Origin of the sequence: Roseibium sp. SCP15 (assembly GCF_040329435.1) — a bacterium.
GTDB lineage: Bacteria > Pseudomonadota > Alphaproteobacteria > Rhizobiales > Stappiaceae > Roseibium.
On sequence record NZ_JBDZYI010000001.1, the window covers coordinates 1,142,372 to 1,154,385 of the forward strand.

General features: G+C 54.8%; 10 protein-coding genes and 1 tRNA gene. 6 read left to right on the forward strand and 5 right to left on the reverse strand.

Features of this window, described 5'->3' with window-relative positions; all coding sequences use genetic code 11:
- Positions 1-125: 125 nt before the first annotated feature.
- The 3 genes from ABLO27_RS05135 to ABLO27_RS05145 form a co-directional block, all read right to left on the reverse strand.
- Entirely contained in the window at positions 126-989 is an 864-nt protein-coding gene (locus ABLO27_RS05135) for an SDR family oxidoreductase (RefSeq protein WP_353030974.1), read from the reverse strand.
- A gap of 116 nt (positions 990-1,105) precedes the next feature.
- The gene (locus tag ABLO27_RS05140; RefSeq protein WP_353030975.1) at positions 1,106-1,852 is read right to left on the reverse strand and encodes a cupin domain-containing protein; all 747 of its coding nucleotides are present in this window, start codon (positions 1,850-1,852) and stop codon (positions 1,106-1,108) included.
- 313 nt (positions 1,853-2,165) lie between these two features.
- Positions 2,166-2,239, reverse strand: a tRNA-Gln gene (locus ABLO27_RS05145).
- Between the two features lie 621 nt (positions 2,240-2,860).
- On the opposite strand from ABLO27_RS05145, the gene ABLO27_RS05150 reads away from it, so the two are divergent.
- The 4 genes from ABLO27_RS05150 (at position 2,861) to ABLO27_RS05165 (ending at position 8,014) form a co-directional block, all read left to right on the forward strand.
- Positions 2,861-4,246, forward strand: a complete 1,386-nt coding sequence (locus tag ABLO27_RS05150; protein WP_353030976.1) for a Ppx/GppA phosphatase family protein — start codon at positions 2,861-2,863, stop codon at positions 4,244-4,246.
- Entirely contained in the window at positions 4,243-4,959 is a 717-nt protein-coding gene (locus ABLO27_RS05155; protein ID WP_353030978.1) for an RlmE family RNA methyltransferase, read from the forward strand. Before ABLO27_RS05150 ends, ABLO27_RS05155 begins: the two co-directional genes overlap by 4 nt.
- Before the next feature lie 211 nt (positions 4,960-5,170).
- Complete coding sequence (guaB, locus tag ABLO27_RS05160) at positions 5,171-6,673, forward strand: IMP dehydrogenase (RefSeq protein WP_353030980.1); 1,503 nt, start codon at positions 5,171-5,173, stop codon at positions 6,671-6,673.
- Positions 6,674-6,721: 48 nt separating this feature from the next.
- Positions 6,722-8,014: an RsmB/NOP family class I SAM-dependent RNA methyltransferase gene (locus tag ABLO27_RS05165; RefSeq protein ID WP_353030982.1), complete on the forward strand. Its 1,293-nt coding sequence runs from the start codon at positions 6,722-6,724 to the stop codon at positions 8,012-8,014.
- A gap of 15 nt (positions 8,015-8,029) precedes the next feature.
- On the opposite strand, the gene ABLO27_RS05170 is transcribed toward ABLO27_RS05165, so the two are convergent.
- On the reverse strand, positions 8,030-9,247 hold the full coding sequence (locus ABLO27_RS05170) for a tetratricopeptide repeat protein (RefSeq protein WP_353030983.1): 1,218 nt from the start codon (positions 9,245-9,247) through the stop codon (positions 8,030-8,032).
- Positions 9,248-9,506: 259 nt separating this feature from the next.
- On the opposite strand from ABLO27_RS05170, the gene guaA reads away from it, so the two are divergent.
- The gene (gene guaA, locus ABLO27_RS05175) at positions 9,507-11,063 is read left to right on the forward strand and encodes a glutamine-hydrolyzing GMP synthase (protein ID WP_353030984.1); all 1,557 of its coding nucleotides are present in this window, start codon (positions 9,507-9,509) and stop codon (positions 11,061-11,063) included.
- Positions 11,064-11,108: 45 nt separating this feature from the next.
- Positions 11,109-11,678, forward strand: coding sequence for a hypothetical protein (locus ABLO27_RS05180; protein ID WP_353030985.1), 570 nt, complete (start codon positions 11,109-11,111; stop codon positions 11,676-11,678).
- Here the strand turns inward: ABLO27_RS05180 and ABLO27_RS05185 are convergent.
- A complete protein-coding gene (locus tag ABLO27_RS05185; protein WP_353030986.1) occupies positions 11,675-12,010 on the reverse strand; it encodes a TraR/DksA family transcriptional regulator in 336 nt (111 codons plus the stop codon). The genes ABLO27_RS05180 and ABLO27_RS05185 overlap by 4 nt on opposite strands.
- Positions 12,011-12,014 lie beyond the last annotated feature (4 nt).

Sequence of the window (12,014 nt, forward strand, 5' to 3'; positions counted from 1 at the left end):
ATTTGGCGGCGTGGAAGTGTCTGATGCGCGCAAACTGAAAGAGCTGAAACAGAATTGGAATCCCAAGGCCCCCTGGAGGAACACTCTTTTAGACGAAACCACAGCGCTTGTTGTCAGCCGCACTATCACTCGCTGTTCCAGGACGCCGCTGTCTCCTCGACAAAGGATGCGTAACTGCGGGGACCGTCTGGCAGAAGGATTGTTTGCGCTTCAAGGTCTTGCGCATCTACAGGACAGCCATATCGTTGAAAATAGCGGTTCATGATCAGCAAATCGAAGTTGAACCATGATGGCATCAATGTTTCCATTTCTGCTTCGAATTCTTCCGGCGTATGGTTGGGATAGACGACAGTGCGGCCTAGTGCCCTGGACCACAGCGCAGCGGTATCTTCACCGTTGGGGGCATCCAAGGTCGACAAGGTGAATGCTTCATTTTTCGCACGTGGGTTTTGGAGCAAGTTTGCTGCTGCAAGTGCGACGTCTCGAACGTCGATACGGGTCACGGGAAAATTGCCTATCGGCCAAGGGTAAGCGCCTGCAACAATAGCATCTTTCAGCCACAGATCGTTTTGAGCAAAGTTCGTAGGTCGCAATATTGTGTGCGGTATTCCCGTGTACCGTAAAGCAGTTTCGATCGCTAATTTTGAACCTGAATGTGGGACGAGCGGTGAGAGCGTCGACATATGGTTCGACAAGTAGACGATATACTTGCAGGAAGCCTCGTCTGCGATTGCGAGGGTCACCAGCCCGCGCTGGGTTTCCAGAGGATCATGAGCAACCAGCAAAAACACGGTCTCAATGCCCTCGAAAGCGCGCCGCAGACTGGCCGGATCATCCATGTCGGCAATGACCGCCTCCACACCGATGGGCAGAGTTTCAGCATACTCTTTCGACCGCGTTGCAACCCGGATTTGAACACCGCTTGCATGAAGGATCGGCACAAGTAATCGACCGATTGTCCCGGAGCCACCAAATACTAGAACCGTCATGAAAGTACCGTTGCTTCGTGATTGTATACCGGAAATTGTAGGAAAATATCTGTTCGTCTTCAAATGTTTTGAGACACGTTCGGTCCTGATCGATGCTCAACGAACGCCTTTCGAGCCTACGGCCACACCGCGAAAAAATATGCGCGGAGCTCGGCTTCCGAGCGCCAACCGACCGACGCATGCCGTGGCACGAAAAAACTCTCACCGGCAGCGAAGGTTTCCTCCTGGTCCGGACTTGTCACAGTGACAGTTCCGTGCTGCACGCAAATCAATTCGCTACGGTTGAATGACTTGATGGGGATCTCACACGGCCCGGACACCAGCGTTCCTACCTGGATCCGCTCGTCACTCGATTCATAGGCGAGGTTATGTCGTTGATGCGGTGCCCACGTAACAAGCCCATCTGTCAGCTTGCTCACATCGTCCAGTTCATCATCTGTCGGGTTTGCAATGAGACGGATGCATTTCAATTTGGCTTGGTCAGTCTCTGACGGATAATCCTCCTTATGGAGAGTCATGAAATACTTCCGATAGTATTTCGTCATATCCCAAGAGCATTTGAACCCCTGAGGCAGGAAGAAGGCCTGCCCGGCCGAAATGACATCTTTCTTACCCGCTTCATCGATGATGGTGACTTCTCCGTCGATGAGTTGCATTAACTCAAACAGCGGGTATGGATGGGTGCTCGTCGCGCTGCCGCCATGGTTTTCCCAGGTACCAACGCACAGACCGTTGTTCTCATACGCTTTCACCCCACGCTGGTCCGGAACAGGTCCTGTCAGCCAGTCGGGAGGGATAACTTCCCAGGCATCCAGGCCTTTGCCTTTCGGGTTATGGGGATCCAACCTGATGAAACCAGCCATTTTGGTGCCTCCCGGGTCCTGGGCGAATGCGTTTGAACCAGGCAGCGTCCAAAGCACAACAAATGGTTCAAGAGATTAGACGATAACTCACAAGTTGAGAGACGCAACAGGTGTCGCGTTTGCACGTTTCCTGAGTTCCGAAGGTCCGCGTGATGCGATTGTGCGTTCGAGATAAATCCTGTCGCAGGGATTTGCAGGAATACCTCGGAAATCGACGGAAACTGCAGGAGGCCCCTGCAACATGTATGCGACGAGAATTTGAAACGACATCCTAAAAGCTAGGCGCAAAGGACTTAAACTATTCAGAAGAAATTGGCTGGGGAACCTGGATTCGAACCAGGACTAACGGAGTCAGAGTCCGCGGGTCTACCGTTAACCTATTCCCCAACAATGCTCGGATTTCCGAGGCAACGACCGGGAGCTTTGCAACTCGAGAGAGGGCTGCTCAGTCGGTGAAGGGCATATACATCTATCATAATCCGGAATGCAAGAGCCGTTTTTGACTTTTTTGTGAAAACTGCGCCCATACAGACGGTGCGAAGGGCGCGTGTGTTTTGTGTGAACGAGTGCTTTCCCGTCAGCCGTCAACCTGATAGAGTTTTCGCAACGACAGATATGGCCTTGGCTGCACCGCTTGAAATGGCAGGCGCACCGGGCCTGAAAGGCAATAGCGTGACTGAATCAGGTCAGGAACCGCCCGATCACGGGCGTCGTACCGCTGATGTGTCCGGAGACAGCAGAACTCGTTCAGAGTTCAAGGGCCCTAACAGGCGGCGCAGAAAGCGTCGCTCGGGAAAAGGTCCAAAAGGCAATGTTGTAGGGCAGCAAATTGCCACTGCAACTGATGGACCTAAAGGATCAGGACAAGCTCCGATCCCTGCTGGTACCGGATCCGTCGACAAAGCGACGATTGCGCATGGTGTGAGTGCGCAAGACGAGAAAGGTGCATCTGCACCTGAGAAAAAACGAAAAAAGCGACGGCGCGGGGGCTCGAAGCAACCTTCGACGATGCAAGCCGCTTCTCTCGAATCCGGCCTGTCAGAGGCGTTGCCGAATGGACAGAAGTCCGCGGATACGGCAACCAGCCTGAAGGGCAAAAAAGCAGCGCGCAGGCGCGGGCGACGGCGTTGGCAGGCATCCAAAAAAGCGACAAACGGCCATCAGGGCCATGCTGATACCGCAGGGACACCAGCCGAGCAGGATGTTTCCGTGCGCAATCCTACTCAACTTGGCCAAACCAATCCGGATGAGCGTCAGAAGCGCGACGCCGACATACGTCTTCCGAAAGCCCGGGGCGAGGGGCAGCGGCCCCGACGACCTGGTCAACACAAGGATCGATCAAGAAGTCCAAGAAACAGTTCTCCGCTTTACGCGGCCCTGGACCTTGGGACCAACAATTGCCGTTTGCTGATTGCACGCCCGGAGGAACGAGGATTCCGGGTCGTTGACGCTTATTCAAGGATCGTCAGGCTTGGTGAGGGTGTCGGTTCCAACCGACGTTTGAGCAATGCTGCAATGGACCGGGCGATAGAGGCTCTGGCCAATTGTCACCGCAAACTCGCCGATAGAGGCGTTGCACGATCACGGCTGATTGCGACTGAAGCCTGCCGCGCAGCAGAAAACGGCAACGAGTTTATTGAACGCGTGAAAACGGAGACCGGTCTGGCTCTTGAGGTGGTGAATCGGGAAACCGAAGCCCGTCTCGCAGTCGCCGGGTGTGCCTCGCTGGTCGACCACGAAGCCGACGGCGTCATTCTGTTCGATATTGGTGGTGGATCATCCGAAATTGTCTGGCTCGACCTCAGGAACCGATGCGGGGCGAGAGGGTACGCGCTGACACGATTTATCCGGTCCTGGATTTCTCTTCCGGTTGGCGTGGTCAATCTTGCCGAGCGACACGGCGGCGTTCATGTAACGCCGGATGTCTTCGAAGCGATGGTTGAAGACGCCGCAGAGCATCTGTCCGCATTCAGCTTGTCCGACACATTGTCTGAAGCAATCGCCTCCGGGCGGGTGCACATGCTGGGTACATCCGGAACCGTGACCACCCTGGCCGGGGTTCACCTGGGATTGAAACGCTATGACCGTCGACGCGTGGACGGAACCTGGCTTGATGACCATGACGTTGCAAGAATGATTGATCAGCTGCGCGACATGCCTTATGAGGCGCGTGTGGAAAATCCGTGCATCGGCGCCGATCGCGCGGATCTGGTTCTAGCCGGCTGCGCCATTCTGGAGGCGATCAGAAGGCGCTGGACGTGTTCGCGTCTGCGGGTCGCCGACCGTGGACTTCGCGAAGGTATTTTAACTGAATTGATGGCAGCCGACGGCGTTTGGTCACGCAAGAATTCCGGCCAACGCTACGATCGCAGGCGCCAAAGGAACAGAACATGAGCCGTTCAAAAAAAGGATCGGGGGATCGTGGCCTGCATGTAAAGGTCAAGACGGCCGCAGGCCGTCGTGAATCGTCCACGCGCTGGCTTCAGCGTCAGTTGAACGACCCTTACGTACGCCGTGCGAAAATGGACGGCTACCGGTCCAGAGCCGCCTACAAACTGATCGAGATTGACGACAAGCACAAACTGCTGAAGCCTGGGTATCGCGTGGTTGATTTGGGTTGCGCTCCCGGTGGATGGTGTCAGGTCGCCGTGGAAAGGGTGCAATCGAGCATCGAAGCTCCGAAAGTTGTCGGGATCGATTACCTGGAAATGGACCACGTACGCGGAGCCACTTTCCTTCAGAAGGACTTTCTGGACGACGATGCGCCGGCAGCTCTGATGACAGCACTTGGCGGCCACAGGCCCGATGTGGTTCTGTCGGACATGGCAGCTCCCACAACGGGTCATAAGCAGACCGACCACCTTCGGACGACGCATCTGTTCGAAATCGCCATTGACTTCGCACGCCGCAACCTTGTGCCGGGAGGCTCCTTCCTTGCCAAGGTATTCCGGGGCGGTACCGAAAATTCTCTGCTGCAGGATCTCAAGCGCGAGTTCAAGTCGGTTGCCCATTTGAAACCGCCGGCCAGCCGTAAGGAAAGTCCTGAACTATATGTCATCGCGAAGGGTTTTCGAGGAAGCGATCTTGAGCCGGATCAACCTGCTTGAAGTCGGTGTTCGATGCACTTTGATTGAATCCTCGAACGACCTGTTGACTTTTCGAGTGAACGGGCAGGTGTAACCTTAAGGCTCTTTTCTTTCTGTCACCCGCGTGTTATTGACCCGCGCCAACTTCTCCGGCACAGCCGAAGCGACTCGAAAGATGCAGGCGATGGAAATCGAGCCTGCGTCTCAGCTATTCTATTAAGGGGAATTGGCCATGGCGTCTTTCTTTGTCCCATCAACCGGGCAGCAAGCTCTGACCTTTGATGATGTACTGCTAATTCCCGGTCACTCGGAAGTCATGCCGGGCGATGTGGATCTCAGCACGAAAGTAACCCGGGATCTTGAGCTCAACATTCCGATCCTTTCTTCCGCCATGGACACTGTCACGGAAGGCCGTCTTGCCATCGCGATGGCGCAGGCTGGCGGTATAGGCGTCGTTCATAGAAACCTTTCACTTGACCGGCAGGCTGAAGAAGTCCGTATGGTCAAGAAGTTCGAGTCCGGAATGGTGGTCAACCCACTTGTGATCGGCCCGGATGCGACGCTGAAAGAAGCTCTCGACCTGATGAAGCGGTTCGGCATTTCAGGAGTACCGGTTGTTCAGAACGGCGGCGCAGGTGGACAGGTTACCGGAAAACTCGTTGGTATTCTGACCAACCGAGACGTACGCTTTGCCTCCAATCCCGACCAGAAAATTCACGAACTGATGACCAGCGAAAACCTGGTGACAGTGAATGACAATGTCAGCCAGGAAGACGCAAAACGTCTGTTGCACCAGAACCGTATTGAAAAACTGCTTGTCGTTGACGAAGACCAGAACTGTATTGGTCTGATCACGGTCAAGGATATGGAGAAGGCACAGCTCAACCCGAACGCTTCGAAAGACAGCCAGGGTCGCCTGCGCGTTGCTGCTGCAACGAGCGTGGGAGAGGAAGGCTTTGCTCGCGCCGAACGGTTGATTGATGCAGGCGTCGACCTGCTTGTTGTCGATACCGCCCATGGTCACTCCCAAAAAGTGCTGGATATGGTTGGTCAGGTGAAGAAGCTTTCCAATTCGGTCCAGGTTCTTGCCGGAAACGTGGCAACTTCGGATGCGACAAAGGCCTTGATCGACTCTGGAGCCGATGCAGTGAAGGTTGGTATCGGTCCTGGTTCCATCTGCACGACCCGTATTGTCGCAGGGGTTGGTGTTCCCCAGCTCACCGCGATCATGGAATCGGTCAATGAAGCCAACAAGCAGGGCGTGCCGGTCGTTGCAGACGGTGGCATCAAATATTCAGGCGATCTTGCGAAGGCAATCGCTGCGGGCGCTGCTTCGGTCATGGTCGGCTCACTGCTGGCCGGTACTGAAGAAAGCCCGGGAGAGGTTTATCTGCACCAGGGGCGGTCGTATAAATCCTATCGTGGAATGGGTTCCGTCGGGGCCATGGCACGAGGCTCGGCCGACCGCTATTTCCAGGCAGAAGTTCGCGACAGCCTGAAGCTCGTTCCCGAAGGTATTGAGGGACAGGTTCCTTATAAAGGGCCTCTTGGCAGCGTTCTTCATCAGCTGGCCGGCGGTTTGCGGGCCGCAATGGGATATGTCGGTGGAAAAAACATCGAGGACTTCCAGGAAAAAGCGCGTTTCGTCCAGATTTCAGGCGCCGGTCTCAGGGAAAGTCACGCTCACGATGTGACGATTACCCGGGAAAGCCCGAACTACCCTTCCAACGTTTAAGTAATTTGAGGGAGCAGGTGGTTTCTCGACCTGCTCCAAAGGATTGACATGAAAGATGGCGGACGCCTCGCGGCGGCAATAGAAGTCCTGACCGATATAGAGAACCGCCATCGTCCGGTTCAGGTCGCGCTGAGAGACTGGGGAGCAGCACACAGGTTTGCTGGTTCGGGCGATCGAACCGTTATTGGCAATCTTGTCTTCGATGCGTTGAGAAACCGGGCATCGCTCGCAGCACGTATGAAAAGCACCGAACCGCGCGCGCTGGTGCTGGGAACTTACGCTCTCACTTGGGAAAAAGGCGTGGATGCACTTGCGGATGCATTGGCACTCGACAGACATGCACCCGAGCCTTTGACTGAAGGCGAAATTTCTCTCCTCAACGACGCACCGGATTCGGAAATGAAGGGGCATGAGGCGGCCGATGTTCCAGAATGGCTATGGCCCGGGTTTCAATCGATATTCGGTGAAGGCGCCATTGAAGAGGGGCGTGCCCTGTCCACGCGGGCTCCGGTCGATCTTCGAACCAACACTTTGAAGTCCGATCGAGACAAGGTGCTCAAGCGGCTTGCGCACATTGGTGCAATCCCGACACAACGCTCTCCATATGGCATGCGCATTGAAGCAAAACCGGGCCTTGGCCGGATGCCTCACGTTCAGGCTGAAGAAGGTTTTCGCAAAGGCTGGTTCGAATTGCAGGACGAGGCCAGCCAGCTGGCGGCACATCTGGCGCAAGCAAAACCTGGCGAACAGGTGCTGGACTATTGCGCTGGCGGTGGCGGCAAAACGCTCGCATTGGCAGCGTCGATGCAAAACAAGGGACAGTTGTTCGCATATGATGCGGATCGTTTACGTCTTGCTCCGATACACGAACGCCTGCAGCGGGCAGGGGTGCGCAACATTCAGGTGAGGGATCCGGCCAGTTCATCACTGGAGGACCTGCAGCAGCGGATGGATCTGGTTTTCATCGACGCCCCGTGCACAGGGACCGGAGTGTGGAGACGCAGGCCGGATTCAAAATGGCGGATTGCAGAAAAGGCCCTTAACGACCGGATCGAAGATCAGCAACACGTGCTTGATCATGCAAGCCAGTATGTGAAACCGGGGGGGCGCCTTGTGTATGCAACTTGTTCGGTGTTGCCACAGGAAAATGAGGATCAGGCCGCCCACTTCCTGAGCAGAAATTCCAACTTCAGCGCGAAGTCTGCGCTTGCAGTCTGGAAAGATACGCTGCCGGGAGTTCCTGCACCGAAGTACTCAAACGAGCGCGGTGAACTTCTGCTGACCCCTGCTTCAACGGGAACAGACGGGTTTTTCATCGCAATCTTTGAGCGAAAGTCCTAAGACAAATTGCAGGACTTAGGTCCTGTCTCGCCTCTGAAGTCCCAATACATTGGGTAAAGGCTCGTCGTCCGCGAGTTGACCGCCGAGCGGTTTCTCTTTTGGAAGACTTGGCTGCCCCACCAAGGTTTCCGTCTGATCGCTGTTCGGTTCCGAACCAACTGGATCTGAAGTGCGCGCTTGTTCCTGGACAGAAGATCCAGCCGTAACGTTCTCACCAATCGGCTGGTTAACCTGGACTGTTGGCGCCGAAGATTTATTCGGGTTTGAGGCAATCAGGTCTTCTGCGAGCTTCCGGATCTCTGGGTCTAGTTCTCGTCCGGACGAGAGGCCAGTGAGAACGGCTCGGGCCTGCGGAGAAAACTTCAACGCAGCCAATGCCGCACCAAGCGCGTTCAAAGGTTCAGACGCTGCTTGATTCAGGTCGTGAGCTCTCAACGCATAATCCAGGGCCGCGTCGTGTTTGCCGAGTTTTCGAGAAAGAATGCTCAGCCGCACTAGGTTGCTCTGTGAACGCCCGTTGAGCTTAAGCGCTGCATCGGCGGCCTCGAAGGCATCCTCCAACTGCCCCTTTCCTGACAGGGCATCTGCCAGAATCTCCAACGACCACGGATCGGTCGGCGCCAGTTGATTGGCGCGTATGGTCAATTCAATGACTTCGTCAAATCGTTTCCTGAGAAGAAGGAGGTTCGCCAGACCCAGAAGTGCCGGTGTAAATTCCGGCTGGATCTTCAAGGCTCTGCGATAAGCCGCGACTGCGGCTGAAATCTGTGTTCCGTTGGCGTGGGTATCGGCAAACAGCGTCAGCACCTCGGGAGACTCAGGCAAGAGTTCGAAAAGTCTTTTGGCTGGAACCGCCGCCTTCTTCGGTTCGCCCAACTTCATAAAAACACTCGCGAGACCATAAAGTGCATTGAGGTTGTCCGCAGAAGCAGACAGTACTTCGTCAAAATTCTGCTGAGCGTTCTCAAAGTCGTTCATCAGCAACTGACAATTGCCAAGACTGGCTCGCGCTTTCAGGTTCTCTGGTTCTGCAAATACTACTCTGCGCAGTTGTGACTGAGCTTCTTCAAGGTATCCGGCCTGGAGAAGAGCTGTCGCAGTCCGGTAGGCAATTTCAGTGTCTTGCGGCGCTAGCTCAAGGGCCTTCAAATAGCAAACGAGCGCATTGTCGAGATCTCCGGACCCTTCCAGGGAAATGGCTTCTTCATACGCTTTGCGGGCAGCAGCGGTCATTTGGTTTCCGGTATCTGCAAGACCTTCTCGTTTGTCGGCCTTCAAAATTCAAGGATAGATGTCTTTGTTAAGGTAAATGACCACAAGAGTGCCGGTCAAAACGAATTTGCTCCGATTCCGGCTTGTCCGCTGTTAATTTGACCTGTGTGGTAGCCCCTTCTTCTTTGGAGGTGATGTGGGGCAAGAAAATCCTGTGCGACAAGGCCTTTCATGCGAAAATCGGGTTCATTTTCCGGAAAAGACCGGGTAGAAGCTGGCCATGACCCAGCACGACCGCCTACTAATCATTGACTTCGGCTCTCAGGTGACCCAGCTCATTGCGCGGCGCCTGCGTGAGTTGAACGTTTACTGCGAAATTCACCCGTTTCAGAATGTTACTGACGCATTCCTGGCTGAGTTCAAGCCCAAAGCGGTGATTTTCTCAGGTGGCCCGTCTTCCGTGTTTGCGGAAGGCGCTCCGATGCCTCCAAAGACAGTTTTTGACCTCGGCGTTCCGATCCTGGGGATTTGCTACGGCCAACAGGTGATGATGCATTGCCTTGGCGGTAAGGTGGAACGTGGACACGGCACTGCAGAGTTCGGACGGGCTTACGTGACGCCTGAAGATCACAAGCTTCCACTTCTGGATGGATGGTTCGAAGATACGCGAGAGCAGGTCTGGATGAGCCACGGCGATCACGTGAGTGAAATTGCGCCAGGTTTTGAAGTGTATGGAACATCCCCGAATGCTCCGTTTGCCATCACTGCCGATACGTCCCGCCATTTCTACGCCGTTCAGTTTCACCCCGAAGTTCATCACACGCCCAACGGCAAGAAGCTGTATGAGAACTTTGTGCGCCTGGCGGGCTTCACCGGCGACTGGACCATGGGCGCTTACCGGGACGATGCAATCGCCAAGATCCGTGAGCAGGTTGGCGACAAGAAAGTTATCTGTGGCTTGTCCGGTGGTGTGGACAGCTCGGTCGCTGCTGTTTTGATTCATGAAGCGATCGGCGACCAACTGACCTGTGTCTTCGTTGAACACGGCTTGCTGCGTCTCAACGAGGCGGATGAAGTCGTTTCCATGTTCCGGGATCACTATAACATTCCGTTGATCCATGCAGATGAATCGGACTTGTTCCTCGGAGCCCTTGAAGGCGAATCCGATCCGGAAACCAAACGCAAGACAATCGGCAAGCTGTTCATTGATGTGTTCCAGAAATACGCCAACGAAATCGAAGGCGCTGAATTCCTGGCCCAGGGGACGCTTTATCCGGATGTCATCGAGAGTGTCAGCTTTTCCGGCGGACCCTCGGTGACCATCAAATCCCACCACAATGTGGGCGGATTGCCGGAGAAGATGGGCCTGAAGCTGGTCGAGCCGCTGCGTGAACTGTTCAAGGACGAGGTGAGGGCACTTGGTCGCGAACTCGGCCTGCCGGACAGCTTTATCGGTCGCCACCCGTTTCCGGGACCCGGGCTTGCAATCCGTTGTCCCGGAGAAATCACCAGGGACAAGCTGGAAATTCTACGCAAGGCCGATGCCGTTTACATCGACCAGATTAGAAAACACGGTCTCTACGATGATATCTGGCAGGCCTTTGTTGCCATTTTGCCGGTGCGCACCGTCGGCGTCATGGGTGACTATCGAACCTATGACTACGCATGTGCTCTAAGGGCAGTCACCTCGGTTGATGGCATGACCGCGGACTACTATCCGTTCAGCCACGAGTTCCTCGGTGAAACGGCGACGCGCATCATCAATGAAGTGCAGGGGATCAACCGGGTGACGTACGACATCACCTCAAAACCTCCGGGCACCATTGAATGGGAATGATGACAAACGGCCGCGGGTTGCTTGAGACAGTAATCCGCGGTCATTTTGTATGACGGGCAATGCAAACGCGTCCGACTCTATAGAGCAATGGCAAAGAACAATTCTATCGAATTGACACCAGATTGCTCCGCTTGCGCGGCGCTGTGCTGTGTCGTGTTTGCGTTTGACAAGTCCGAGTCGTTTGCCATCGACAAGGCTGCGGGTGAAGTTTGCCCAAATCTCGATGACAACATGGAATGCAAAGTCTTTCAGGACAGGGAAGAATTGGGTTTCAAAGGCTGTATCACCTACAATTGTCATGGAGCCGGCCAACGCGTGACGCAGGAAGTGTTCAAGGGGATGAGTTGGCGGCAGGACCCTTCTCTCAAGCACCGCATGGGCGAAGCGTTGTCTGTTCTGCGACGGATACATGAGCAGCTGACACTATTGTCAATGGCCAGCAGGATGAATTTGGATAAAGGTGAACGCGAGACGTTGGAAGGGTTGGAGAAAAGCCTGACGCCGGTATCTCGGTGGTCAGAGGAGGAGTTGTCCAACTATCCGATCGATCGAGTGACAAAGAACGTTTCAAAGTTCCTTCTCGGTCTCCAGAGACTGGTTAAAAAACCGAACTAACGAGCGCAATTGATGCAGAACGCGGCGGCAGGGTCGACTTCAAGTCGTTTTTCCGCAATTTCATCACCGCACTCAACGCAATACCCGTATTCGTCCTCATCAAGGCGCTGCAATGCGGCTAATATCCTTTGGATATCCGCTCGCCGTTGGCGTTCCGACGCTTGAGCCATTGCTTGACCTTGCAACGCGTCCATACGCGACAACCTGCCAACAGATTGCTGATCGAGGGTCACAGTTGCTCTGGCTTCTTCCGAAATCTCGCTGAGTTCTTCCAGTTCCTGCTTAAGGTTCAGCAGAATATCCCTGATTGCGTCGACATCTACCGGCATCATCAAC

What these genes read in the sequence shown, in the direction of transcription:
- ABLO27_RS05150 (WP_353030976.1), top strand. Translation starts at nt 2,861, where the DNA reads ATGCAAGCCGCTTCTCTCGAATCCGGCCTGTCAGAGGCGTTGCCGAAT.
- guaB (WP_353030980.1), top strand. Translation starts at nt 5,171, where the DNA reads ATGGCGTCTTTCTTTGTCCCATCAACCGGGCAGCAAGCTCTGACCTTT.
- ABLO27_RS05165 (WP_353030982.1), top strand. Translation starts at nt 6,722, where the DNA reads ATGAAAGATGGCGGACGCCTCGCGGCGGCAATAGAAGTCCTGACCGAT.
- ABLO27_RS05170 (WP_353030983.1), bottom strand. Translation starts at nt 9,247, where the DNA reads ATGACCGCTGCTGCCCGCAAAGCGTATGAAGAAGCCATTTCCCTGGAA.
- guaA (WP_353030984.1), top strand. Translation starts at nt 9,507, where the DNA reads ATGACCCAGCACGACCGCCTACTAATCATTGACTTCGGCTCTCAGGTG.
- ABLO27_RS05185 (WP_353030986.1), bottom strand. Translation starts at nt 12,010, where the DNA reads ATGATGCCGGTAGATGTCGACGCAATCAGGGATATTCTGCTGAACCTT.
- ABLO27_RS05155 (WP_353030978.1), top strand. Translation starts at nt 4,243, where the DNA reads ATGAGCCGTTCAAAAAAAGGATCGGGGGATCGTGGCCTGCATGTAAAG.
- ABLO27_RS05140 (WP_353030975.1), bottom strand. Translation starts at nt 1,852, where the DNA reads ATGGCTGGTTTCATCAGGTTGGATCCCCATAACCCGAAAGGCAAAGGC.
- ABLO27_RS05135 (WP_353030974.1), bottom strand. Translation starts at nt 989, where the DNA reads ATGACGGTTCTAGTATTTGGTGGCTCCGGGACAATCGGTCGATTACTT.